At 70.9% G+C, this 23,557-nt stretch carries 20 protein-coding genes; 9 read left to right on the top strand and 11 right to left on the bottom strand.

Going from position 1 to position 23,557, the window contains the following annotated elements; all coding sequences use genetic code 11:
- Positions 1-32 precede the first annotated feature (32 nt).
- Both ACFWCK_RS00730 and ACFWCK_RS00725 read left to right on the top strand, forming a co-directional pair.
- On the top strand, positions 33-470 hold the full coding sequence (locus tag ACFWCK_RS00730) for a VOC family protein (RefSeq protein ID WP_233310472.1): 438 nt from the start codon (positions 33-35) through the stop codon (positions 468-470).
- Positions 471-654: 184 nt separating this feature from the next.
- On the top strand, positions 655-2,322 hold the full coding sequence (locus ACFWCK_RS00725) for a serine hydrolase (protein WP_378804091.1): 1,668 nt from the start codon (positions 655-657) through the stop codon (positions 2,320-2,322).
- A gap of 21 nt (positions 2,323-2,343) precedes the next feature.
- Here the strand turns inward: ACFWCK_RS00725 and ACFWCK_RS00720 are convergent, their stop codons facing one another.
- The 6 genes from ACFWCK_RS00720 to ACFWCK_RS00695 all read right to left on the bottom strand — a co-directional run bounded on the left by ACFWCK_RS00720 (position 2,344) and on the right by ACFWCK_RS00695 (position 8,985).
- Positions 2,344-3,297 carry an NAD-dependent epimerase/dehydratase family protein gene (locus ACFWCK_RS00720; protein ID WP_233310474.1) on the bottom strand — a complete coding sequence of 318 codons (954 nt, stop codon included), beginning with the start codon at positions 3,295-3,297 and terminating at the stop codon, positions 2,344-2,346.
- Complete coding sequence (locus ACFWCK_RS00715) at positions 3,294-4,247, bottom strand: bile acid:sodium symporter family protein (RefSeq protein ID WP_378804090.1); 954 nt, start codon at positions 4,245-4,247, stop codon at positions 3,294-3,296. Before ACFWCK_RS00715 ends, ACFWCK_RS00720 begins: the two co-directional genes overlap by 4 nt.
- Positions 4,244-5,587, bottom strand: coding sequence for a flavin-containing monooxygenase (locus ACFWCK_RS00710; protein WP_378804089.1), 1,344 nt, complete (start codon positions 5,585-5,587; stop codon positions 4,244-4,246). Before ACFWCK_RS00710 ends, ACFWCK_RS00715 begins: the two co-directional genes overlap by 4 nt.
- A gap of 136 nt (positions 5,588-5,723) precedes the next feature.
- Complete coding sequence (locus ACFWCK_RS00705; RefSeq protein WP_378804088.1) at positions 5,724-6,311, bottom strand: GNAT family N-acetyltransferase; 588 nt, start codon at positions 6,309-6,311, stop codon at positions 5,724-5,726.
- 122 nt (positions 6,312-6,433) lie between these two features.
- A complete protein-coding gene (locus ACFWCK_RS00700) occupies positions 6,434-8,158 on the bottom strand; it encodes a phospho-sugar mutase (RefSeq protein ID WP_378804087.1) in 1,725 nt (574 codons plus the stop codon).
- Positions 8,155-8,985 carry a purine-nucleoside phosphorylase gene (locus ACFWCK_RS00695; protein WP_233310480.1) on the bottom strand — a complete coding sequence of 277 codons (831 nt, stop codon included), beginning with the start codon at positions 8,983-8,985 and terminating at the stop codon, positions 8,155-8,157. The genes ACFWCK_RS00700 and ACFWCK_RS00695 overlap by 4 nt, the downstream gene beginning before the upstream one ends.
- 175 nt (positions 8,986-9,160) lie before the next feature.
- Between ACFWCK_RS00695 and ACFWCK_RS00690 the strand changes: the two genes are divergently transcribed.
- On the top strand, positions 9,161-10,609 hold the full coding sequence (locus ACFWCK_RS00690) for an NAD(P)H-quinone dehydrogenase (RefSeq protein ID WP_233310481.1): 1,449 nt from the start codon (positions 9,161-9,163) through the stop codon (positions 10,607-10,609).
- A 63-nt stretch (positions 10,610-10,672) separates the two neighbouring features.
- Here ACFWCK_RS00690 and ACFWCK_RS00685 read toward each other — a convergent pair whose 3' ends face one another.
- Together ACFWCK_RS00685 and ACFWCK_RS00680 are read right to left on the bottom strand one after the other, a co-directional pair.
- Entirely contained in the window at positions 10,673-12,442 is a 1,770-nt protein-coding gene (locus tag ACFWCK_RS00685) for a biotin carboxylase N-terminal domain-containing protein (protein ID WP_233310482.1), read from the bottom strand.
- A gap of 106 nt (positions 12,443-12,548) precedes the next feature.
- Complete coding sequence (locus ACFWCK_RS00680) at positions 12,549-13,208, bottom strand: Maf family protein (RefSeq protein ID WP_378804086.1); 660 nt, start codon at positions 13,206-13,208, stop codon at positions 12,549-12,551.
- Between the two features lie 73 nt (positions 13,209-13,281).
- Here ACFWCK_RS00680 and ACFWCK_RS00675 point away from each other — a divergent pair, with 73 nt between their 5' ends.
- The 4 genes from ACFWCK_RS00675 (at position 13,282) to ACFWCK_RS00660 (ending at position 17,566) form a co-directional block, all read left to right on the top strand.
- Positions 13,282-14,541, top strand: a complete 1,260-nt coding sequence (locus ACFWCK_RS00675) for a class I SAM-dependent RNA methyltransferase (protein ID WP_378804084.1) — start codon at positions 13,282-13,284, stop codon at positions 14,539-14,541.
- A 69-nt stretch (positions 14,542-14,610) separates the two neighbouring features.
- The gene (locus ACFWCK_RS00670; RefSeq protein ID WP_233310485.1) at positions 14,611-15,276 is read left to right on the top strand and encodes a response regulator transcription factor; all 666 of its coding nucleotides are present in this window, start codon (positions 14,611-14,613) and stop codon (positions 15,274-15,276) included.
- Between the two features lie 59 nt (positions 15,277-15,335).
- Complete coding sequence (locus ACFWCK_RS00665) at positions 15,336-16,562, top strand: sensor histidine kinase (protein WP_378804083.1); 1,227 nt, start codon at positions 15,336-15,338, stop codon at positions 16,560-16,562.
- Positions 16,559-17,566, top strand: a complete 1,008-nt coding sequence (locus ACFWCK_RS00660) for a hypothetical protein (RefSeq protein WP_378804082.1) — start codon at positions 16,559-16,561, stop codon at positions 17,564-17,566. Before ACFWCK_RS00665 ends, ACFWCK_RS00660 begins: the two co-directional genes overlap by 4 nt.
- Before the next feature lie 393 nt (positions 17,567-17,959).
- On the opposite strand, the gene ACFWCK_RS00655 is transcribed toward ACFWCK_RS00660, so the two are convergent.
- Positions 17,960-18,184, bottom strand: coding sequence for an acyl-CoA carboxylase subunit epsilon (locus ACFWCK_RS00655; protein ID WP_233310488.1), 225 nt, complete (start codon positions 18,182-18,184; stop codon positions 17,960-17,962).
- Entirely contained in the window at positions 18,181-19,770 is a 1,590-nt protein-coding gene (locus ACFWCK_RS00650; protein ID WP_233310489.1) for an acyl-CoA carboxylase subunit beta, read from the bottom strand. The genes ACFWCK_RS00655 and ACFWCK_RS00650 overlap by 4 nt, the downstream gene beginning before the upstream one ends.
- A 136-nt stretch (positions 19,771-19,906) precedes the next feature.
- On the opposite strand from ACFWCK_RS00650, the gene ACFWCK_RS00645 reads away from it, so the two are divergent.
- Positions 19,907-20,674, top strand: a complete 768-nt coding sequence (locus ACFWCK_RS00645) for a biotin--[acetyl-CoA-carboxylase] ligase (RefSeq protein WP_378804081.1) — start codon at positions 19,907-19,909, stop codon at positions 20,672-20,674.
- A gap of 24 nt (positions 20,675-20,698) precedes the next feature.
- On the opposite strand, the gene zapE is transcribed toward ACFWCK_RS00645, so the two are convergent.
- The gene (gene zapE / locus ACFWCK_RS00640) at positions 20,699-21,691 is read right to left on the bottom strand and encodes a cell division protein ZapE (RefSeq protein WP_378804080.1); all 993 of its coding nucleotides are present in this window, start codon (positions 21,689-21,691) and stop codon (positions 20,699-20,701) included.
- A 45-nt stretch (positions 21,692-21,736) separates the two neighbouring features.
- Here zapE and ACFWCK_RS00635 point away from each other — a divergent pair, with 45 nt between their 5' ends.
- Positions 21,737-23,554, top strand: a complete 1,818-nt coding sequence (locus ACFWCK_RS00635; protein WP_378804079.1) for an ABC-F family ATP-binding cassette domain-containing protein — start codon at positions 21,737-21,739, stop codon at positions 23,552-23,554.
- The last annotated feature ends 3 nt before the right edge of the window (positions 23,555-23,557 follow it).

Raw genomic sequence — 23,557 nt, 5'->3', positions numbered from 1 at the left:
GCGGGTGACTCGCGCGGCGTAGAGTGCGGAGTATGGCCATCCGCATGGACAACGTCGGCATCGCCGTCCAGGACCTCGAAGCGACCATCTCGTTCTTCACCGATCTCGGGCTCACCGTGCTGGGCCGCGACACCGTGTCGGGGGAGTGGACGGACACGGCCGTCGGGCTCGATGGCAATCACGCGAGGATCGCCGTGCTGCAGACGCCGGACGGACACGGGCGCGTCGAGCTGTTCGAGTACATCCACCCCGACGCCATCGAGACCGCGCCGACGCTCCCGAACGAGATCGGCATGCACCGCATCGCGTTCGCCGTCGACGACATCGACGAGTCGCTGGCGATCGCCGCCCGGCACGGCTGCTTCCCTCTGCGGGGCGTCGCGAACTACCAGGACGTGTACAAGCTCACCTACCTCCGCGGACCCAGCGGCATCCTGGTGATGTTCGCGCAGGAGCTGCAGCGGGCCTGACGCGCCGACGGCGGAGACGGGATCCGGCGGATGCGACGTCCGGAGACGGGATGCGTGCGGAGTCGTCGAACGCCGCCGCGGTGGTCGACGGGCACGAATCGGTCTCGGCGCACCGTCACACCTTGCCCCGCGGGTTCCGCGCTCGCTAGCCTCACCGAGGGGGGGCCGCGAGAAGAGGAGCGAGATGGGGCCCGCAAGGAAGAGGAGCGGTGCGGCGCGCCTGCGGTCGCCGCTGATCGCCGCCTCGGCGGCACTGCTGATGGTCGGCACCGTGGCGGGTTGCTCGGCGCCGACGCAGGGCGTGAAGCCAGTGCACGTGCAGACCGGGGCGGCGCCGAACCAGGACGTGATTCCGCTGTACACCGACCGCGCGACCGCTGTCGCCGCCGCGTTGAAGAAGCTCCCGGCGCACGTCGCCGACGCGCTCAAACGCACCGGCGTCCCCGGCGCCACGGTCGCCGTGGTCTCGAAGGGGAAGACCGTGTACGAGGGGGCGTTCGGAGTGCGCGACAAGCGCACCGGAGCACCGGTCGACGTCAACACCCTGTTCATGATCGCGTCGATGTCGAAGCCGATCTCGAGCACGATCGTCGCGCGGGCGATGACCGAGGATCCGAGCATCACCTGGGACACTCCGATCAAGGACCTGATGCCGTCGATGACCTTCAACGATCCGTATGTCACGGCGAATGCGACGATCGGCGACGCCTTCGCGCACCGCACCGGCATCCCGACCGGCGGCGGCGACGAACTCGAGGATCTCGGCTTCGACCGCGCGTACATCCTGGCTCACCTGAACCAGATCCCGCTCGCGCCCTTCCGCACGACGTACCAGTACTCGAACTTCGGACTCACCACCGGCGCGGTGGCCGTCGCCGCCGCGCGGCACGAGACCTGGGAGCAGACGGCGAAGGAGCTGCTGTTCGACCCGCTCGGGATGACCTCCACCACCTCCTCGCACGCCGAGTTCCTCGCCACGCGCGACCGGGCCGTGCAGCACACGCGGATCGGGGCGGACGACTTCGAGCCGCTGTTCGATCGCGACCCCGACGCGGAGGCACCGGCCGGCGGCGTGGCGTCGACGGCAGGGGACGTGGTCAAATGGATGGCGGTGGTGCTCGCCGACGGCAAGCTCGCGGGCAAGGACTTCATCGACCCTGCGCCGCTCACACAGGCGTTCTCGGCGCAGATCGTGAGCTCGCGCAACAGCGCGCTCGACCAGCGGCCCGGGCACTACGGTTTCGGCAGCAACGTCGGATCGGGCGCCGGCGGACGAGTCGTGCTGAGCCACTCCGGCGGGTTCGAACTCGGTACGGCCACCGCCGAGGCGATGGTCCCGGATCTCGACCTGGGCATCGTCGTGCTCACCAACGGGGCGCCCATCGGCGTGCCGGAGGCGGTGAACCAGCAGTTCCTCGACGATGTGCTCTACGGCGCGCAGACCCGGGACTGGGTGAAGGCCTACGGCGGCGTCTTCGCGCACTACAACGCTCCCGTCGGCGACCTGGCCGGCGAGAAGCCGCCGGCCGGTGCCAAGCCGCAGGGCCCTGATTCCGACTACGTCGGCACCTACACGAGCCCGTACCTCGGCACCCTCACGATCACGTCCTCCGGCGGCACGCTGCACGGGGCGATGGGTCCCACCGGCGGTTACACGTTCGACATCGACCCGTGGGACGGCGATACGCTGTCGTTCGCTCCGACGGGAGAGGGGGCGCCTCCGGGATCCCTTTCCTCGGCCGTGTTCACCCGTGCGGGCAGCGCTGTGCACGGCGTGACACTGGCGTACTTCAACAAGTTCGCGCAGGTGCCGCAGCCGTCCGGCCTCGGAGTGTTCACCAAGACCGGATGAGCGGCGCCGGCGACGTGACGGTCAGCCGTTCGCCACGACGTCCGGGTGCGTGCGCAGATACTCCTCGAACGCCTCCGCCGACGTGAGCCGCGGCGTGTAGCCGAAGTCGTCCTTCAGGCGATCGTTGCGCAGCACCGGCCGGTAGCGCAGGAAGCGGATCTTCTCCGGACCGTGCTCGGTCAGACGCAGGGCGCTGCCGATGGCGAGGGCGATCGTCAGCAGCGGTGCCGGGATCGTCAGCAGCGGCTTGTGCAGCCGCCGAGCGATCTGCGGTACGGTCAGCGCCCCGTCGCCGGCCACGTTGTAGATGCCGGCGGGGCCCTCGCCGAGGGCCGCGCGCACCATCGCCGCGGCGACGTCGTCCACCCACACGAACACGAAGGGGGAGTCGGATCCTGCGATGTGCAGGATCCGCTTCGCATCCCACAGCGCCGTGATCTGGTTGCGCACGGTGGGGCCCAGGATCGTGCCGATCCGGAAGATCACCTGCTCCAGGGCCGGATGGGTGGTGCGAGCGGCGGCGAGCATCTCCTCGACCATGCGCTTGTGCCGCGAGTAGGGGAACTCGTCGTTGCCGCGCAGCGCGTCGGTCTCGTCGATCCACGCCGGATTGTCGGCGTGATACCCGTAGGCGGCTCCCGAGCTCGAGACCACGAGGCGCCGCACGCCGGACTCCACGCACGCGGCCAGCACGTTGGACGATCCCTGCACGTCGACGCGGAACTCGCCCTGCACATCGCGGCCCGGATTGACGATCGCCGCCAGGTGCACGACCGTGTCCACGCGATGCCGGCGCAGCAGCTCGGGCAGTCCGAGCGGATCCGTCACGTCCACCGAGACCGAGACGACGCCGGGCACCTCGGACTCGCGGAGGTCGCCGCAGATGACGACGTCGACATCGGGGTGGTCGGAGAGGAGACGGGTGACTCTGGTGCCGAGGAAGCCGGCGCCGCCGGTGACCATGACGCGTCTCATCGTTCTCCTGCCGGGATGGCTCGCCGGGAGGCGTCGCCCGTGCGCGATCCGGTGCGGCGCGTGGTGTGCATGCCCCAGAGCGTAGCGACACCGAGACCTGCGACGATGTCCCACACGCCCCACCAGCCGGCGACGACGGCCATGCCGCCGAGACCGCCGAAGAACGTGAACACCAGTCCGAGTCCGAGACCCGCGTTGCGGATCCCCACCTCGAAGGTCATGGCCTTGCGCTCACGGGTGCCGAGCCCGCCCAGCACAGCCGTGCCGTAGCCGATCGCGAGCGAGACCGCGTCATGGATTGCGACCACGAGCAGCACGGATCCGATCACGCTGAGGAACACCGCCCCGTTGCCCGCGAGCGCCCCGACGATGAAGCCCACCAGCGCCAGCAGGCTGAACCAGCGCACGAACGGCTGCACGCGCGAGGCGAGCCGCGGCAGGCGCGCACGCAGCAGCAGCCCGAGAGCGAACGGCAGGCCGATGATCAGCACGACCTCGAGCAGCATCTGCCACGGGTTCAGCGCGACCTGGTGCAGCAGGAGGCGCGCGGTGGGATGCACCGAGCCCCAGAACGCGATGCTCAACGGCATCGCCACGATGTAGAGCAGGTTGCCGACCGCGGTCATCGAGACGGAAAGGGCCGTATTGCCGCCAGAGCGGTGCGTGAGCACCTGCGAGATGTTGCCGGGCGGGCAGCAGGCGACGAGGATCATGCCCAGCGCCATCGACGGCGTCACCGGCAGGACCAGGGTCAGGCCGAACGTCACGGCCGGCAGCACGAGCAGCTGCGCCAGGATCGCCACGATGAAGGGCTTGGGGTGCGTCAGCACGACCCGGAAGTCCTTGGGGGAGGTGTCCAGCGCGATCCCGAGCATGATCAGGCCGAGCACGACGTTGAGGATCGTCAGCATGCCGGGGGCGAAGTGCACCGCCACGTCGTCGACGTTCATGTCCTCGCCCTCCCGGATCCGGTCGGCGCCGGGACCTCGGCCAGGGCGGCCTTCTCGGTGCGCACCGCCCGTCGGTACGCGTCCTTGTTGACGTAGTACGACATGCGTGCGAGCCCGAGATAGCGGTACCCGCCGGTGAGGTCCGGCCAGGAGCCCGTCGCGACCCGCGCCCGGAACGCGGCGGCGCGAGCCGGATCCGCCGTCTCCGCGGCGAGGTAGGCGGCGATCAGCTCGGCCTGCTCGTAGCGGCCCTGCCAGCCGATGCCGCTGGCCTCGATCATGCCCATCATGTACAGGCCGTTGAACGACGGCGGGAAGACGTTCAGGAACAGCCGCGGCGAGGCACCCGTCCAGTTCAGATGCTCCCGGTCGACGAACGGGTAGTCCAGCGCGTACCCGGTCGCGAGCAGGATGAGGTCGTAGTCGCCGCTCGAGCCGTCGCGGAAGCGCACGGTACGGCCGTCGAAGCGATCGATGTCGGCGCGGATGCGCAGGTCGCCTTGGCCGAGGTGGTTCAACACGAGGGTGTTCACGATCGGGTGCGACTCGTAGATGCGGTAGTCGGGTCGGGGGAAGCCGAAGCGCACCGGGTCGCCCGTGAACGCCCGCAGCACCCGGGAGTCGATCGCCTGCTTGATCCGCGCGGGCAGTGGCCGGCCCTGGTTGAGGGTGTCGCTGGGGCGGCCGAAGAGGTAGCGCGGCACGAAGTAGTAGCCCCGGCGTACGCTCATGTCGATGCTGGCGGCGTGGTGCACGGCGTCCACCGCGATGTCGCAGCCGGAGTTGCCGGCTCCGATCACCAGCACCCGACGGCCGGCGAGCTGCGCGGGATCCTTGTAGGCGCTGGTGTGCATGATCTCGCCCGCGAACTCTCCGGGGAACGCCGGGACGTTCGGTTCGGCGAGCGTGCCGTTCGCCAGGATCACGCCGTCGTGGCGCCGGACGAAGCCCTCTTCGCGGCCGTCGTCGCCCCGCGCCGTGGCGTGCAGGATCCACCCGTCCCCATCGCGCTCGAGACGATCCACCCTGGTGTCGAACCGGAAGCGCTCGCGCAGCCCGAACGCATCCGCATAGTCGTCGAAGTAGCGCTTGAGCACGCGATGGCCGGGATAGTCGACGTCGCTGTCCATCGGGAACTCGGTGAACTCCGTCGTGGTGCGCGAGGAGATGAGGTGTGCGGAGGAGTACATCGTGCTGCGCGGGTTGGTGATGTCCCAGAGCCCGCCGACACCGTGGGAGGCCTCGTAGCCCGTGGCGTCGACGCCCGCCTTCTGCAGTGCGCGCATGACGGCGAGTCCGGAGGGGCCGGCGCCGATCACGGCATATGACTTCGTCGTCATGCTCTCCTCATCCGTGCGCGGGCCGGGATCTCCGCGCGCAGTGCCCCGATCCTATCGGTGCGCTGAGAGCGCGGGCGAGAGCAGCGGTGCACATCGCGGCGGTTCCGCGGCGCGGCGTGCCGGTCGGCGCCGATGCTCAGCGTCGACGGTCGAGCCGCGCGTCCAGGCCGTTGCGGACCGCGGGCCACTCGTGGGGGAGGATCGAGTACACGACGGTGTCACGGAAGGCGCCGTCGGCCCCGATGCGGTGATTGCGCAGGATGCCGTCCAGCTTCGCCCCGAGCCGCTCGATCGCGGCGCGGGACTGCCGGTTGTGAAAGTGCGTGCAGAACTGCACCCGGATCGCCTCGCACGCCTCGAAGGCGTGACCCAGCAGCAGGCGCTTGGCGGACGGATTCACGGCCGTGCCGTGGACCTCGGGCGACAGCCACGTGTAGCCGATCTCGACAGTGCGGTTCGCCTGCTCGATATCGCAGAACGTCGTCATCCCGACCGCGCGCCCCGTGTCGAGGCGCACGATCGCGAACGGGTTCATCGCACCCTCCGCGGCCAGGGCTCGGCGTCGGGCGATCTCCGCGGGCACGCCTTCGGCGGACGGGACCGAGGTGTACCAGCGGTCCTCGAGCCCCGCGGTCGCGGCGGCGAGATCCTCGGCGTGCTCCGGGGTGAGCGGCTCCAGCCGCACGAAGTCGTTCTCGAGGGTGACGGCGGCGAGGAAGTCCATGGATCGAGGGTATCCGGGGCGGAGCGCCGTCCCGACACGGCCCCCGGCTCGGGGAGGGGCGCCCGGAGCGGGATCCCTCGGGTGGGATCTCGGTCCGAACGCCCCAAACGCCGCGGTCCGACTCAGCCGAGTCGGGCCAGCAACTCCCGGATCGCGGAGTCCAGCGCCGCAACGGCGGCGCGGGCGGTCTCGCCCGATTCCGCCCGCGCGTCGATGTACACCTTGAGCTTGGGCTCGGTGCCGCTCGGGCGCACGATCACGCGGGAGCCGTCGGCGAGGCGGTAGCGCAGCACGTCGCCGGCGGGGGCGCCCTCGGCGGCCGTGAGGAGGTCCTCCACCGCCGTGATCGCGGTCTCGCCGAACGCGGCAGGCGGATCCTGGCGCAGCGCCGCCATGATCCGGCCGATCACAGCGATGTCGTCGACGCGGATCGACACCTGCCCGCTCGCGAAGTGGCCCACCTCGGCGGCCACCTCCTCCAGCAGATCGGCGAGCGTCGCCTCGCGTCCGCGCGCCTCCGCGGCGAGGCCGAGCAGCGCCACGGCGGCGGAGATGCCGTCCTTGTCGCGCACCGTCCCGGGGTTCACGAGGTAGCCCAGGGCCTCCTCGTAGCCGAATGCGATGCCGGGAGCGCGGGAGATCCACTTGAACCCGGTGAGCGTCTCGTGGAAGTCCAGCCCGTAGCGCTCCGCCACCGCGCCGAGCGCCGGGGAGGACACGAGCGAGCACGCCAGCGATGTGCCCGGAGCAGCCGGTCCCTCTGCCGTGGCCGCGCGCGCTGCGCGCCAGCCCAGCAGCAGCCCGACCTCGTTGCCGGTGAGCCGGCGCCAGCCGCCCTCGGCAGCCGAGTCGGGGATGCCGACGGCCAGCCGGTCGGCGTCGGGGTCGTTGGCGATCACGAGCTCGGCGCCCAGCGTGCGCGCCTTCGCGAAGGCGAGGTCCATGGCGCCGGGCTCCTCCGGATTCGGGAAGGAGACGGTGCGGAAGGTGGGGTCGGGGTCGCGCTGCTCGCTCACGGTCCACGGTGCCGGATAGCCGGCCTCGCCGATGATGCGGGAGAAGGTCTCCCAGCCCACCCCGTGCATCGCGGTGTAGACCCAGCGCAGCCCCGCCGTGCCGACCGGGGCGGGAGCGACGGCGGCGGTGGCGGCCACGTAGGCGTCGACGATGTCCTCGCCGGCGGTCTCGTAGGTCGCCGAGCGCGGGATGGCCAGGGCGTCGCCGCGATCGGCCACCTGCTGGATGTGCGCGGCGATCTCGGCGTCGGCCGGGGAGACGATCTGCGAGCCCTGATCCGCGCCGCCGAGGTAGACCTTGTAGCCGTTGTCGTTGGGCGGGTTGTGGCTCGCGGTCACCATGACGCCGGCATCGGCACCGAGGTGGCGCACGGCGAATGCGAGCACCGGGGTCGGCAGGAGACGGGGCAGCAGGATGGCCCGCAGCCCCGCGCCGGCGAAGATCTCCGCCGAGTCCTTCGCGAAGACGCGTGAGTTCTTGCGGCCGTCATAGCCGATGACGACGGTCGGTGCCGACCCGGCCGCTGCGCTGGAGGCCGCCGGCGTGGAGTCGGGCGCCTTCTCCTGCAGATAGGCCGCGAAGCCGGCGGCGGCCTGCGCCACGAGCACGCGGTTCATCCGGTTCGAGCCTGCGGCGAGCTCGCCGCGGAGGCCTGCGGTGCCGAAGGCGAGACGCGCCGAGAAGCGATCGGCGAGGTCGGCGAGGGCCGCCTCATCACCGGATCCGGCGCGCGTGATGAGCCCGGCGAGCTCGTCGCGGGTCTCCGGATCCGGATCCTGCCGCAACCAGGCGCGCGCCTGCGTGAGCAGCGCCGCCTCCTGCCCGCTCACAGCGCCCCGATCACGCGGGCCAGCAGATCCGAGATGACGGGCTCGGCCTCACGGCCCGCCTCGATCACCTCCGCGTGGCTGAGCGGGGTCTTCTGGATCCCCGCGGCGAGATTCGTGATGAGCGAGAAGCCGAGGATCTCCATGCCGGCCTGTCGCGCGGCGATCGCCTCGAGGGCGGTGGACATGCCGACGATGTGACCGCCGATGGTCTTCGCCATCTGCACCTCGGCCGGGGTCTCGTAGTGCGGACCGCGGAACTGCGTGTAGACGCCTTCGTCGAGGCTCGGGTCGATCGTGCGGGCGAGGTCGCGCAGCCGCGCGCTGTACAGGTCGGTGAGGTCGATGAAGGTCGCGCCCTCGAGCGGCGAGTCCGCCGTGAGGTTGAGGTGGTCGCTGATCAGCACCGGCTGCCCCGGCTTCCAGGTCTCGCGGATCCCGCCGGCGCCGTTCGTGAGCACCATGGTCTTCGCCCCCGTGGCGGCGGCGGTGCGCACGCTGTGCACGACCCGGCGCACGCCATGGCCCTCGTAGTAGTGCGTGCGGGCGCCGATGACGAGCACGTTCTTGCCGCCGGGGGTGACGATGCTGCGGAGCGTGCCGACGTGCCCCTCGAGCGCGGGCTTGGAGAAGCCCGTGACCTCGGTGGCGGGGATGGTCGCGACCGTCTCGCCGATCAGCTCGGCGGCCTTGCCCCAGCCGGATCCGAGCGTGACGGCGATGTCGTGGCGCTCGACTCCCGTGAGCCGGTGGATGTCGGAGGCGGCCTCTGCGGCGATCGCGAAGGGGTCGGCACTCGGGTCGTCGAGGGGGTGGTTCCAGTCAGCCATGAGAACGAGGATACGGCCCCGCGCCCTGGGCGGGCGAGGCGAGCGCGGAAGAGCGTCCGTCGCCCTCCCCGGTGCTCGCGACCGCGCCGATGATGCGGAACGAGCGGCGAACAGGGACCGAACGCTTCCCCGCGGGCGGGCCGGCTGATCCCGGCCGCGCGGCGGATGCGGAAGAATGGATCCCATGACCTTGATGTTCGAGCGCTCTCAGCGTGTCGCCGTGCTCGGTGGCGGTCCCGGCGGTTACGAGGCGGCGCTCGCCGCGGCACAGCTCGGCGCGGAGGTGACGCTCGTCGAAAGGGTCGGCGTGGGTGGATCCGCCGTACTCACCGACGTGGTGCCCTCCAAGAGCCTGATCGCCACAGCCGATGCCGCTGTCGCGATCAGCGAGGCCAGCGACCTGGGGGTGCAGTTCTATGCGAAGGGCGCGGAGGGCAAGCCTCTCAAGCCGCAGGTCGCCATCAACCTCGCCGCGGTGAACAAGCGGCTGATGGCGCTGGCCGGGCAGCAGTCCGAGGACATGCGCACGACGCTGCTCGACGCGGGCGTGACGATCCTCTCCGGCCACGGCCGCCTGGACGGTCCGAACGCGATCGTCGTGTCCACCTCGGTGGACGGCACGGAGTTCGACCGCGTCGAGGCCGACACCCTCATCGTCGCCGTGGGCGCCGCCCCGCGCGAGCTCGACTCCGCCAAACCGGACGGCGAGCGGATCCTCACCTGGACCCAGCTGTACGACATGAAGACGCTGCCCGAGCACCTCATCGTGGTCGGGTCGGGCGTCACCGGCGCCGAGTTCGCATCGGCCTACATGAACCTGGGCGCGAAGGTCACGCTGATCTCCAGTCGCGACCAGGTGCTGCCGGGCGAGGACCAGGACGCCGCGCACGTGCTCGAGAAGGTCTTCAAGCGCGGCGGCATGCAGGTGCTGTCCAAGTCCCGCGCGGACAAGGTCGAGCGCACCGCGAACGGCGTCACCGTGACGCTGTCGGACGGGCGCACCGTCGACGGCAGCCACTGCCTGATGGCCGTCGGATCCATTCCGAACACCGCCGGCATCGGCCTGGAGGACGTCGGCGTGGAGCTCACCGAGTCGGGCCACATCCGGGTCAACCGGGTGGCGCGCACCTCGGTCTCCAACATCTACGCCGTCGGCGACTGCACCAACTTCTTCCCGCTCGCCTCGGTCGCCTCGATGCAGGGCCGCACGGCGGTGTTCCACGCCCTCGGCGATATCGTGATCCCGCTCGAGAAGCTCAAGATCACGGCGAACATCTTCACCGCTCCGGAGATCGCCACGATCGGCTTCAGCGAGAAGGACATCGAGGACGGCGTCGCGGACGGCATCGCGTACAAGCTGCCGCTCGCCGCGAACCCGCGCGCCAAGATGCAGGGGATCCGCGACGGCTTCGTGAAGATCATCGCGCGCAAGGGATCCGGTACGGTCATCGGCGCCGTGATCGTCGCCCCGCGGGCCTCCGAGCTGATCTACCCGCTCGCCATCGCCGTCGAGCGGCGCCTCAACGTCGACCAGGTCTCGCGCGTGTTCGCGGCGTACCCGTCGATCACGAGCAGCATCACCGATGCCACGCGCGCGATGCACCAGGTGTACATCGCGAAGTGAGCCGGACGCGAAGAAGCGGCGCCCCCTCCGGGGGAGCGCCGCTTCTTCGTTCTGCGGATCCGCTCAGCTGATCGTGAGGAGCTGGTGCCCGGCGGACACCGTCGCGCCGGCGTCGGCGTTGATGTTGCCGATGACGCCGTCCTTGTGCGCCTGCAGCGGCTGCTCCATCTTCATCGCCTCGAGCACGACCACCAGGTCGCCCTTGACGACCTGCTGGCCCTCCTCGACGGCGACCTTGACGACGGTGGCCTGCATCGGCGACTTCACGGCGTCGCCGGATGCGCCGGCGTTCACGGTCTTGGCGTGGCTGCGCCGCGACGGCGGCACCGCCGCGGGGCGCCCGCCGGTGCCGACCACCGAGGCGGCGACGCGATCGGGCAGGCTGACTTCGAGGCGCTTGCCGGCGACCTCGACGACGACCGTGTGGCGGCCCTTCGGCTCGCCCGCGGCCTCGAGCTCGCCGTCCCAGGCGGGGATATCGTTGACGAACTCGGTCTCGATCCAGCGCGTGTACACGCCGAACGTCCCGTCCTCCGCCGTGAAGGCGGGGTCGTTCACGACCTTGCGGTGGAACGGCAGCACGGTCGGCAGGCCGGAGACCTCGAACTCGTCGAGCGCGCGGCGCGAGCGCTCCAGCGCCTCGGCGCGGTCCTTGCCGGTCACGATGATCTTCGCCAGCAGGGAGTCGAACGCGCCGGAGACGACGTCGCCCGCGGTGACGCCGGAGTCGAGGCGGATGCCGGGGCCGCCGAACGTCTTGAACACGTGCACGGGGCCCGGCTGCGGCAGGAAGCCCCGGCCGGGGTCCTCGCCGTTGATCCGGAACTCGATCGAGTGGCCCTGGGGGGCAGGGTCGTCGTAGTCGATGGTGCCGCCGGCGGCGATGCGGAACTGCTCGCGGACGAGGTCGATGCCGGTGACCTCCTCGGAGACGGGGTGCTCGACCTGGAGGCGGGTGTTCACCTCGAGGAACGACACCGTGCCGTCGGCGCCGATGAGGAACTCGCACGTGCCTGCGCCGACGTAGCCGACCTCCTTGAGGATGGCCTTGGACGCCGAGTACAGCAGGGCGTTCTGCTCATCCGTGAGGAAGGGCGCGGGCGCCTCCTCGACGAGCTTCTGGTGGCGGCGCTGCAGCGAGCAGTCACGCGTCGAGATGACGACGACGTTGCCCGCGGCGTCCGCGAGGCACTGGGTCTCGACGTGACGCGGCTTGTCGAGGTACTTCTCCACGAAGCACTCGCCGCGGCCGAAGGCGGCGACGGCCTCGCGGGTCGCGGACTCGAACAGCTCGGCGACCTCGTCGAGCTCGCGGGCGACCTTGAGGCCGCGCCCGCCGCCTCCGTAGGCGGCCTTGATCGCGATGGGCAGCCCCACCTGCTCGGCGAACGCGACCACCTCGGCGGCCGTCTCGACGGGGCCGGGAGTGCCGGGGGCGAGCGGAGCGCCCACCTTCTCGGCCACGTGGCGCGCGGTGACCTTGTCGCCCAGAGCCTCGATCGCCTCGGGGGAGGGGCCGATCCACACCATGCCTGCGCCGATCACGGCGCGGGCGAACTCGGCGTTCTCGGCGAGGAATCCGTAGCCGGGGTGCACCGCGTCGGCACCGGCGCGGCGGGCCACCGACAGGATCTTGTCGATCTGCAGGTAGGTCTCGGCGCTCGTGGAGCCGTCGAGGGCATAGGCCTCGTCGGCGAGCCGGGTGTGCATGGCGTCACGGTCCTGATCCGCGTAGACGGCGACGGAGGAGAGACCGGAGTCGCGCGCGGCGCGGATGATGCGGACGGCGATCTCGCCGCGGTTGGCGACGAGCACCTTGGCGATGTCAGGCATGAATGTCAGCCTATCGACAGCGCGGCCGATATTTTTGACGACTCTCGACAAGAATCGGCACAGAACGCGTCTCGGATCCTACGAAGCGGCTCTGCCGAGAGCGGGGTCAGGACGCGGACGGGACGGCGTTCCACAGGTCGGTCCAGCGGATCCCGAGCCGTCCGGTGAGATGGCGCAGCGTCGACAGCGACATCCCGACGACCGTGGACGGATCACCCTCGACCCGCTCGATGAAGGCGCCGCCCAGGCTGTCGACGGTGAAGGCGCCCGCCACGAGCAGCGGCTCGCCGGTGGCGACGTACCGCTCGAGCTCGGCGTCGTCGATGTCGGCGGCGAAGGTGACCGCGGCCTCCGCCACCGCGTACGCCTCCTCTGCCGGCGCGCCGGGGTGCACCAGGACGACGCTGTGCCCGGAGTGCAGCACCCCGGTGCGGCCGCGCATGGCGTGCCAGCGTGCGAGCGCGCGCTCGGGCGTGTGCGGCTTGCCGTGCACCTCCCCGTCGAGCTCGAACATGGAGTCCCCACCGATCACGATGCCCTCGAAATCGGGGTGCACCTCGTGGATCCGGCTCGCGACCTCCGCGGCCTTCGCCCGTCCCAGCAGCAGCACCACCTCTTCGGGTGCGAGCGGTCGGCCGAGCCGTTCTGCCTCCGCCGCGGCGACCGCGTCCTCATCGACATCCGGGCTCAGGCAGAGGGGCTCGATGCCGCTCTGCCGCAGGAGCGCGAGCCGGGCGGGCGAGGTGGAGGCGAGACAGACGCGCATGTGACCACGCTAGTGGTGCGACGGATTCGGATCCCGCGGCGGGCCGGGCGCCGAGGTCTGGGATGATCGAGGGGTGACCGATTCCCACGCGTCCGAGGGCGCTCTTCTCGACCTCGACGTGACCGCCATCGCACACGGCGGCGTCTTCATCGCCCGGCACGAGGGGCGCGTGGTGTTCGTCTCGGACGCGATCCCCGGCGAAAGGGTGCGCGCGCGGCTGGCCGAGCCGACCGACGCCGCCGACTCGCGCTCGTTCTGGCGCGCCGAGACGGTCGAGGTGCTCGAGCCGTCCGAGCACCGGCGCCCGCATGTGTGGCCGGAGGCGGATGTCGCGCGAGCTCCCGAGCAGCGCCCCGGCGGTGCGGATCTCGGACACATCGCGATCACGCATCAGCGGGTGCTGAAGCGACAGGTGCTGCAGGAGGCGCTGGACAGGTTCGCCGGTGGAGGGATCGCGGCCCCCGAGGTCGTCGCCACCGGAGCCGACGAGAACTGGCGCACGCGCGTCACGCTGCATGTCGACGACCAGGGGCGGATCGGTCCGTTCGCCGCGCGCAGCCACCGGGTGGTGCCCGTCGCCGAGCACGTGCTCGCCCGACCCGCGATCGACGCCGCGGCACGCGATCTGAGCGGGCTGCCCGAAGGCCGGATCGAGCTCGTCGAGCCCGCTGACGGCGAGGTGCGCCGCGTGCTGCGCACCGAGGCCGAGCGGGTCGCGCACGGCGGCCGGGGGCGGCGCGGACCGAGGCGCCCGGCGCCGGAGACGATCGTCGAGCGGGTGGGCGAGCGGTCCTTCACGCTCGACGCCGACGGCTTCTGGCAGATCCATCCGGCTGCCGCGCCGCTCCTCGACGGTGCCGTGGCCGAGCTGCTCGACGGACATGTCGACCCCGACGTGGCTCATCTCGACCTGTACGGCGGCGTCGGCCTGTTCTCGGCCACCCTGGCACGACTCGGCGCGCACCGGATCACCACCGTCGAATCCGCTCCTCGCGCGACCCGGCACGCGGCCGCGAACCTGCGCGACCTCGGCGTTCATGCGGTCACGGCGCGCGTGGACCGGTTCCTGCGCGCCAGCGATGCGGGGCCGCAGGGCGTCGGCGGCGGCGTCGTGATCCTGGATCCGCCCCGCTCCGGCGCCGGTCGCGCCGTCGTGGAGGACGTCGCAGCGCTGGACCCGGTGGCGATCGCCTACGTCGCCTGCGACCCGGTCGCGCTCGCCCGGGACCTCGCCACGTTCCGCGGTCTCGGGTTCGAGCCCCGCGCTCTGCGCGCCTTCGACCTGTTCCCGCACTCCCACCACCTGGAGACCGTGGCGCTGCTGACGCGGTGACGCGCCGCGCGGTCTCATCGCGCCGGCCACGGGAGCGTCACTCGCCGGGCCACGGGATAGGGTGAGACCGTGAGCAGCGTAGCCCTGATCGACGACCACGAGTCCGTTCGTCTGGGACTCGCCGCCGCGCTCGAGCGGGCGGCCTTCGACGTCGTCTTCGCAGGCGCAGGCGTGGCCGAGTACCTCGACACGCGAAGCCGTGCGGGCGTGGCCCCTGCCGATGTCGTGGTGCTCGATCTCACCCTCGGCGACGGCACGACCGTGACAGAGAACGTCACCCGTCTCGTCGCCGACGGTTCCAGCGTGGTCATCCACAGTGTGGCCGACCGCCCGGTGTCGGTGCGCGAAGCGCTCGCCGCGGGGGCCGCCGGCGTGATCAGCAAGTCCTCCCCGCTGGACGACGTGATCGCCGCCGTGCGCACGGTCGCGCGCGGTGAGGCGCTGAACAACGTCGAGTGGGCGAACGCGGTCGACGGCGACACCGCGTTCGCGGATGCGCAGCTGTCCACCCGCGAACGCGAGGTGCTCCGCCTGTATGCGACGGGACTGCCGCTGAAGGTCGTGGCCGAGCGCCTGGGCGTGGCCTATTCGACGGCCAAGGAGAACATCACCCGCATCCGCGTCAAGTACGTGGAGGTCGGGCGCCCGGCACCCACCAAGGTCGACCTGCTGCGGCGCGCGATGGAGGACGGCATCGTGGAGGGTGCCCAGGAGGATCCGCAGGGTGTCGCCTGAACAGGGTGGACCCGCCCCGGTGAGCGCGGCGTCGACGCCGCAGCCGAGGGGCTGAGCGCGTGTCGGCGGATCAGGGCCTCCGGGAGGCGTGGGAGAAGATCCCGACGCCCGGGGAGGTCGGGCAGGAGCTCGAGCGATTCGCCGGACGGCGGATCGAACGCATCATAGCGATCGTCGTCGGTGTGGGCGCCCTCGCGCTCGGTGCCCAGGCGCTGGTGAACGCCGTCGTCACTCTGCAGATCGTCGACGTCCCGCACATCCTGATGATGGCGCTCGTGTTCGTGCCCTGGGGCGCCATGCTGGTGTGCTGCATACTCGGTCGAGGTGTGCGTCTGACCGCAGGGATCTTCTTCGTCGCGTACATCGTCGATCTCCTGCTGTGGCCGTTCGTGGCGACTCACAAGAACGTCGTGCCGTCGGATCAGCCGTGGATCTTCTTCCTCGTCAATGTGGCCGGCGTCGCGGCGGTCGTCGCGTTCCCGCTCCGCGTGCAGGTCGCGTGGGCGCTCGTCGGTCCGTTCATCTACGGGACCGTCCGTCTCGCGCAAGGAGGCTTCGCGCCGGCGTTCTGGGTCGCTACGGCGTTCGACGTGTCGTTCACGCTGATCCTCGGGCTGGTGCTGGTCGCTTTGGGCTGGATGTTCCGCTCGGTCGCGACTGGCGTCGACGACGCGCGCGGGCGTGCGGTCGCGCTGTACACCGAGGCCGCCTCCGCCGAGGCGGTCGAGCACGAACGCGTCGCGGTCGCGGCGCTCATGCACGACAGCGTGCTCGCGGCCCTCATCGCCGCCGAACGTGCGGGGACCGAGCGCGAGAAAGCCCTCGCCATGGACATGGCCCGTGAAGCCCTCACCCGGCTCGCGAACGCAGAGGCTCCGGCGCAGGAGGGAAGCGACGAGCCGGTCGAGGTCGAACTGCTCGCGGAGGATCTGCGCCATGCGGTGACGCAGATGGGACTCACGATCGGGGTCGAGCAGTTCGGGCACGGCGCCGTGCCCGACCGCGTCGCGCGGGCGATGGCACTCGCCGCGCGGCAGGCGATCGGCAACGCGGTGTCGCACGCCTCCGCACGCGGACTCGCCGTCGTGGTCGAGGGCCACGGCGACACCGGCCTCACCGTGAAGGTCAGCGACACCGGGAGCGGGTTCGACCCGACGCAGGTCAGTGCGGACCGGCTCGGGATCCGCGGGTCGATCCTGGCCAGGATGGCCGCGGTCGGCGGCATCGCCACGATCGACTCCGACCGGCATGGCACGGTCGTCACACTGGGCTGGTCACGGACATGAGGCTGACCGTCCGCATCGTCGCGACCGGGCTGGCGCTCGTGTTCGCCTGTTACTTCGCCGCGCGAGCGCTGGCGTGGACCGTGATGCCGTCGCGCCCGCTGCTGGTGCTGCTCGCCGTGGCGATCTATCTCGCCGTGTTCGCCGTCATCGCGGTCGTCGGGGCGAGCGAGACCGTGCGCATGCCGCGCTGGGCGGCGGCTCTGGCGCTGCTCGCGACGGCGGCGATCCCGCAGCTGAGCAACTTCGGTCTGGACGTGAGCACGCTGCGCGCGCCCTACGCGACCTGGTACATCGGCGGGGTCGGGCTGATCGGCGTGGTCTGCATCGTGCGCCGCCGCCCCCTCGCCGGCTGGCTGGTGCTGCTGCTGCTGACCGTCGCCTCGACCGCGTGGATCGGCTTCCTCGACTCCCTGGGGCTGGGCCTGGTCGGATCCACGGTGTGGATGGTCATCGCCCAGCTGCTGGTCGCGTTCTGGCGGCGCGCCGTGCGCGACACCGACCGCCTGGCGGGCATACAGCAGGCCGCGTCAGCCTGGCAGGCGACGCAGATCGTCCGTCAGCGCGAGCGCCGTGAGCGCGTCCAGTACGCCCTGGCGGTCGCCGGTCCCATCCTGACCCGGGTGATCGCGACCCGGGGCGATCTGTCGGTCGAGGAGCGGCAGGAGGCGCACCTGTCGGAGGGGCGTCTGCGGGACGAGATCCGCGGCGGCGAGCTGCTCAACGAGCGCGCCCGCGCGGCCATCGAGACGGCGCGGGCACGGGGCGCCGCTGTCACCGTGTTCGACGACGGCGGGCTTGACGGCCTCGACGAGCACACCAAGGGCCGGATCCGCGAGGAGCTGGCGGATGTGCTGGCGGACTCCTCCTCGGCGCGGCTGATCATCCGCGCCCCTCGGGATGCACGGATCGCCGTCACCGTGGTGGGACGCTCGGCCGCAGGGGAGTCCTCCGACGAGGACTCGGTCGAGCTGTGGCACGAGATCCCGCGCACGCGGGAGAGCTGAGGCCCGCGGGGACGGAGGAACAGCGATCCCCGGAGTCGACGCGAGGCCGAGCGCCCTGGCGCTGTCGAGGGAACGCGCTGCTCTCGCAAAGCGACGTTCTGTCGCACTCCGGCTGCGGAGGCTGCCTCTTCAACGGCAAGAAGAAGAAAGGGCGAGGGGCGGCGAAGCCGCCCGCCCCTCGCCAGGTGCGGAACAGTTACCCGAAAACTGCCCGCAGAGACCGGAGATCGTCTGCCTACCCTGTGGCAGAGATCCGGTCGAACGCGAAGCGTTGCAAGAAAGAGTCTTCCGGGTTGCAAGGGGGATGTCTGTAGGTATTTTGGGGGACAAATCCGGACGGAGGTGAAAATCCCGTCACGGAGCCCCGACGGGCACCGCGAATCAGCGGCGACCTCAGCCCGAGAAACGGCCCCAGGGGACGTCTCGTCTTAGCGGGGCGCGCAGCGCGCGCTGATTGCGCCCCCAGACCGAGACCGGCTTCTGAGCGGCCACGGCATCGGCCTCCTCGGCGACGAACGCCTCGGACAGCACGGCGATGAGAGCGGCGAGCTCCTCCTCGGTGGCGGAACCGCGCAGCACCTGGATCTCGACCGCGTCTGCGGCGTCCTCCGCGCTCACAGCGGGATGTTCCCGTGCTTCTTCGGGGGCAGCTCGGCGCGCTTGCCGCGCAGTGCCCGCAGCGCCTTGGCGATCGAGACGCGCGTGTTGGCCGGCTCGATGACGCCGTCGATCTCGCCGCGTTCGGCGGCGAGGAACGGGCTGGTGACGTTGTAGGTGTACTCGTTGGCCAGGCGGGTGCGCACGGCGGCCACATCCTCGCCGGCTTCCTCGGCGCGCTTGATCTCGCCGCGGTAGAGGATGTTCACGGCACCCTGGCCGCCCATGACCGCGATCTCGGCCGTGGGCCACGCGAGGTTCACGTCGGCACCGAGCTGCTTGGAGCCCATCACGATGTAGGCGCCGCCGTAGGCCTTGCGCAGGATCACGGTGACGAGGGGCACGGTGGCCTCGGCATACGCGTAGATGAGCTTGGCGCCGCGTCGGATCACGCCGGTCCACTCCTGGTCGGTGCCCGGGAGGTAGCCTGGCACGTCGACGAGGGTGACGATCGGGATCGAGAACGCGTCGCAGAAGCGCACGAAACGGCTGGCCTTCTCGCCGGCCTCGATGTTCAGGGTGCCGGCCATCTGCGACGGCTGGTTCGCGATGATGCCGACCGAGCGGCCCTCCACGCGGCCGAAGCCGATCACGATGTTCGGGGCGAACAGCGGCTGCACCTCGAGGAACTCGCCGCCGTCCACCACGTGCTCGATGACGGTGTGGATGTCGTAGGGCTGGTTCGCGGAGTCGGGGATCAGCGTGTTGAGCGTGCGGTCCGCATCGGTCGTCTCGAACTCGAAGCCGCTCTCGTAGGTCGGCAGCTCGGCCATGTTGTTGTCGGGCAGGAAGCCGAGCAGCGTGCGCGCGTAGTCGATCGCGTCGTCCTCGTCCTCGGCGAGATAGTGCGCGACACCGGAGCGGGTGTTATGCGTGTAGGCGCCGCCGAGCTCCTCCATGCCGACGTCCTCGCCGGTCACGGTCTTGATGACGTCGGGGCCGGTCACGAACATCTGGCTGGTCTTGTCGACCATGATCACGAAGTCGGTCAGCGCGGGACCGTACACGGCGCCGCCGGCGGCCGGGCCCATGATGATCGAGATCTGCGGGATCACACCGGAGGAGCGGGTGTTGGCCCGGAAGATCTCGCCGTACTTGCTGAGCGCGAGGACGCCTTCCTGGATGCGCGCGCCGCCCGAGTCGAGGATGCCGATGATGGGCACGCCGCTGCGCAGCGCGAACTCCATGATCTTGATGATCTTGTCTCCGGACACCTCGCCGAGCGAACCGCCGAAGGTGGTGAAGTCCTGGGAGTACACCGCGACGGTGCGCCCGTTGATGGTCCCGACGCCGGTGACCACGGAATCTCCGTAGGGCCGGTTCTTGTCCATGCCGAACGCGGTCGTGCGGTGCCGCACGTATTCGTCGAACTCGACGAAGCTTCCCGGATCGACCAGCAGCTCGATGCGCTCCCGGGCGGTCATCTTGCCCTTGGCGTGCTGCTTCTCCTTCGCCTTCGCCTCGGCCGCGACGACGGCCTCGTCGTAGCGGGCGCGGAGGTCGGCGATCTTGCCGGCGGTCGTGTAGAGGTCAGGCGTGTCCGTCACGGTTCCACATTAGCGCCGGGGGTTCCGCGTCCGTTGGATGAGGGGCACAACAGCACGGCGGGATCCTCTGTACGGACCCTCTCAGGGTCACCGGTCGCCGATGTGCTTCATCCGGTCACGCGGATAGGGTGACCGGATGAGCTTCCCGCACAGCGGGGCGGCCGCCGCCCGCCTCGAGATCGTCGCGTCCACCGGATCCACGAACGCCGATCTGCGCGCGCATGCCGACGACGAAGCCGGCTGGCCGCACCTGTCCGCGATCCTCACCGAGGATCAGATCGCCGGGCGGGGGCGCCTCGACCGTGTGTGGACGACGCCACCCGGATCGGCGCTGGCCTTGTCGGTGCTGCTGCGCGTGCCCGCGATCCCGATGGCCGAGCGGGGGTGGATCCCGCTGGCGGCGGGGCTCGCCATGGCGGACGCGATCGCGGCGCAGCTGCCCGAGCGGGTCGTGGGAGTGAAGTGGCCCAACGACGTGCTGGTGGGGGAGTGCAAGATCTGCGGCATTCTCGCCGAGGCGATCGGATCCGATGCGGTGATCGTCGGGTCGGGCGTGAACACGACGATGACGCAGGAGCAGCTCCCGGTCGACACGGCGACCTCGTTCGCGGTGGAGGGCGTGCAGGCCGATCTGGACCTGCTCGTCGCCGGGTACCTGGCCCGGCTGGACGGGTGGATCGACGGGCTCGCGGATCACGGCTCCGCGGTCGCGAGCGGGTTGCGCGACGCGGTCTCCGCGCGCTGCGTCACGCTCGGCCGCACCGTGCGGGTGATGCTTCCCGGTGGGGCCGACCTGGTCGGGGAGGCGACGGGACTCGGCGAGGACGGCTGCCTGATCATCGACGCGGCGGGCGCCGAGCACCGGATCGCGGCCGGCGACATCGTGCACCTTCGGCTGGTCTGACGGCGCTGCGACGGGACGAACGGGTCACGCACGCCGCAGCGCGGAGATGCGGCTGAGCGCACGCTCCAGCGACCGTGCCGGCACCGCCGTGTCCAGCGGGCGGACCGGAGATGCCGTCGAGCGCACCTCGAGCCGGATGTCGCGGTCGTAGAGCACGTCGATCAGATGGCAGAACCGGAGCAGCGCCTCGCGGTGCACCGTACGCAGATCCGGGACGTCGAGGAGCAGCAGTGCGCGGGTCCGATCGGCGAGCCAGAGGTACTGGGGCGTGCCGAGCGGCGCACCGCAGAGGTCGTCGAAGGTCGCGGTGATCCGCTCAGTCGACCACTCGCGTACCGTGAGGCCGATGCCGCTCTCGGTCGTCACGCCGATCGCCCGAGCAGGTTCGCGGGCGGGGGCGAGGGCCCAGGACCCCGCCGAGAAGCCGGCGGTGGCGCGCATCTCCGGCACGATGCCCCGGTAGTCGGCGCCGTCCGCGACCTCGATGACGTCGAGGTGCTGCTCGATGATCCGGATCGCGGGGACGAAATGCTCATGCCACAGGCCGGGCATGAGATCGTCCGGGGCATCGTTCGAGGTCGCGATCAGCAGCACGTTCCGCTCGACGAGGTGTCGCAGCGTCGCCGTGAGATAGACGGCGTCGGCCACGTCGTGCACATGGAACTCATCGAACAGGATCGCCCTGGATCCACCGATGAGGCGGTTCAACGCGCGGTCGAGCGGCACCCGCCGCGCTCCGAGAGCGCCCTGGAGCTCGAGGAAGAAGTCGTGGAAATGCACCCGGCGCTTCCGCCGTGTGGGCAGCGCGGCGAAGTACGCCTCGGCGAGCAGCGACTTTCCGCGTCCGACGCCGCCCCAGAGGTAGGCGCCGTGGCGGTGCGGCGCCGCGAGCGCCGCCGCGGCCTCGATCTGCGCGGCATCGAGCAGGATCTCGGTGGGCAGGTGCCTCCCGACATCCCTGCCGCGGGCCGTCAGGGGATGGGCTCCGTCCTGCACAGCATGGGGGAGCGCGGTCATCCTCCGAGCGTAGCGAGGGGCGGGCCCGACTACCCTGGATCCGACATGGCACATCTCCTCGGGGCCGAAGGCCTCCATCTCGAGTTCCCCACCCGGATCGTCTTCGACTCCGTCACCCTCGGCATCGAGGAAGGGGACCGGATCGGCATCGTCGGCCGCAACGGCGACGGCAAGTCCAGCCTGCTCGCGATGCTCGCGGGCCGCCTGGATCCCGACGCGGGGCGCGTGACCGTGCGCGGCGGCACCACGATCGGGGTGCTCGACCAGGCCGACGTGCTCGACGACGCGCTCACCGTCGGCGGGGCGATCGTGGGCGACACCCCGGAGCACGAGTGGGCCGGCGATCCGAAGGTCCGCGACGTGATCGACGGTCTCGTCAGCGACCTGGACTGGAACGCCTCGGTCGCGGATCTCTCCGGCGGCCAGCGTCGTCGGGTGGCGCTGGCCACACTCCTCGCCGGCGATTGGGACATCATCGCGCTCGACGAGCCCACCAACCACCTCGACGTCGAGGCGATCGGCTGGCTCGCGGAGCACCTGAAGAAGCGCTGGCCGGCGAGCCAGGGCGCGCTCATGGTCGTCACGCACGACCGCTGGTTCCTGGACGAGGTGTGCACCGAGACCTGGGAGGTGCACGACCGGATCGTCGAGCCCTTCGAGGGCGGATACGCCGCCTACATCCTGCAGCGCGTCGAGCGCGACCGGATGGCGGCGGCGAGCGAGGCGAAGCGGCAGAACCTCGCCCGCAAGGAGCTCGCCTGGCTGCGCCGCGGTGCCCCAGCCCGCACCTCGAAGCCCAAGTTCCGGATCGACGCGGCGAACGAGCTCATCTCCGACGTGCCGGAGATCCGCGACCGGATCGGCCTGCAGTCGCTCGCCGTCTCGCGCCTCGGCAAGGACGTGGTGGATCTCATCGACGCCGGCGTGACCTTCCCCGCCTCCGGGTCCGCACCGGAGCGCGAGGTGCTGCGCGACGTGGAGTGGCGGATCGCACCGGGGGAGCGGACCGGGATCCTCGGCGTCAACGGCGCGGGCAAGTCGACCCTGCTCGGCCTTGTGGCGGGCACCCTGTCGCCCACGAGCGGCCGGGTCAAGCACGGCAAGACCGTGCAGGTGCGCACGCTCACCCAGCGTCTCGACGAGTTGCAGGATGTGTGGGATGAGCCCGTGCGTGTCGTGATCGGCCGCCTGCGCACGACCTACACGTTCGGAACCGGATCCAAGGCAGCCGAGCTGACGCCCGGGCAGCTGCTGGAGCGCCTCGGCTTCTCCTCGGCACAGCTCTCGACCCCGGTGAAGGATCTCTCCGGCGGCCAGCAGCGCCGCCTGCAGCTGCTGCTCGTCCTGCTGGATCAGCCCAACGTGATGATCCTCGACGAGCCCACGAACGACATGGACACGGACATGCTGGCGGCGATCGAGGATCTCCTCGACTCGTGGCCGGGCACGCTGCTCGTGGTGAGCCACGACCGCTACTTCCTGGAGCGCGTGACCGACCAGCAGTACGCGATCCTGGACCGGCGTCTGCGCCACCTCCCGGGCGGGGTGGACGAGTACCTGCGGCTGCGGGCGCTCGAGCAGAACCACCCGAACCAGGCGAACGCAGGATCCGCGTCCGCGCCGGCGGCCGAGTCGGCTCTGAGCGGCGCCGATCGCCGCGCGGCGGAGAAGGAGCTGACGGCGCTCGAACGCCGCATGCAGAAGCTCGCGGTGCAGATCGACCAGGCCAGGCACGCCCTCGCCGACCACGACCAGTCCGACTACGCGGGCCTCGGCGACAGGATGAAGGAGATCTCGGCGCAGGAGGCCGAGGTCGAAGAGCTCGAGCTGCGCTGGTTCGAGCTCACCGAGCAGCTGGGCTGAGCG

This window comes from Microbacterium sp. NPDC060117 (genome assembly GCF_042729315.1).
Lineage (GTDB): Bacteria > Actinomycetota > Actinomycetes > Actinomycetales > Microbacteriaceae > Microbacterium.
The sequence above is the reverse complement of the archived record's forward strand: the minus strand, read 5'-3'. Positions and strand labels throughout refer to the sequence as shown.

What these genes read in the sequence shown, in the direction of transcription:
- ACFWCK_RS00730 (WP_233310472.1), top strand. Translation starts at nt 33, where the DNA reads ATGGCCATCCGCATGGACAACGTCGGCATCGCCGTCCAGGACCTCGAA.
- ACFWCK_RS00725 (WP_378804091.1), top strand. Translation starts at nt 655, where the DNA reads ATGGGGCCCGCAAGGAAGAGGAGCGGTGCGGCGCGCCTGCGGTCGCCG.
- ACFWCK_RS00720 (WP_233310474.1), bottom strand. Translation starts at nt 3,297, where the DNA reads ATGAGACGCGTCATGGTCACCGGCGGCGCCGGCTTCCTCGGCACCAGA.
- ACFWCK_RS00715 (WP_378804090.1), bottom strand. Translation starts at nt 4,247, where the DNA reads ATGAACGTCGACGACGTGGCGGTGCACTTCGCCCCCGGCATGCTGACG.
- ACFWCK_RS00710 (WP_378804089.1), bottom strand. Translation starts at nt 5,587, where the DNA reads ATGACGACGAAGTCATATGCCGTGATCGGCGCCGGCCCCTCCGGACTC.
- ACFWCK_RS00705 (WP_378804088.1), bottom strand. Translation starts at nt 6,311, where the DNA reads ATGGACTTCCTCGCCGCCGTCACCCTCGAGAACGACTTCGTGCGGCTG.
- ACFWCK_RS00695 (WP_233310480.1), bottom strand. Translation starts at nt 8,985, where the DNA reads ATGGCTGACTGGAACCACCCCCTCGACGACCCGAGTGCCGACCCCTTC.
- ACFWCK_RS00690 (WP_233310481.1), top strand. Translation starts at nt 9,161, where the DNA reads ATGGATCCCATGACCTTGATGTTCGAGCGCTCTCAGCGTGTCGCCGTG.
- ACFWCK_RS00685 (WP_233310482.1), bottom strand. Translation starts at nt 12,442, where the DNA reads ATGCCTGACATCGCCAAGGTGCTCGTCGCCAACCGCGGCGAGATCGCC.
- ACFWCK_RS00680 (WP_378804086.1), bottom strand. Translation starts at nt 13,208, where the DNA reads ATGCGCGTCTGTCTCGCCTCCACCTCGCCCGCCCGGCTCGCGCTCCTG.
- ACFWCK_RS00660 (WP_378804082.1), top strand. Translation starts at nt 16,559, where the DNA reads ATGAGGCTGACCGTCCGCATCGTCGCGACCGGGCTGGCGCTCGTGTTC.
- ACFWCK_RS00645 (WP_378804081.1), top strand. Translation starts at nt 19,907, where the DNA reads ATGAGCTTCCCGCACAGCGGGGCGGCCGCCGCCCGCCTCGAGATCGTC.
- zapE (WP_378804080.1), bottom strand. Translation starts at nt 21,691, where the DNA reads ATGACCGCGCTCCCCCATGCTGTGCAGGACGGAGCCCATCCCCTGACG.
- ACFWCK_RS00635 (WP_378804079.1), top strand. Translation starts at nt 21,737, where the DNA reads ATGGCACATCTCCTCGGGGCCGAAGGCCTCCATCTCGAGTTCCCCACC.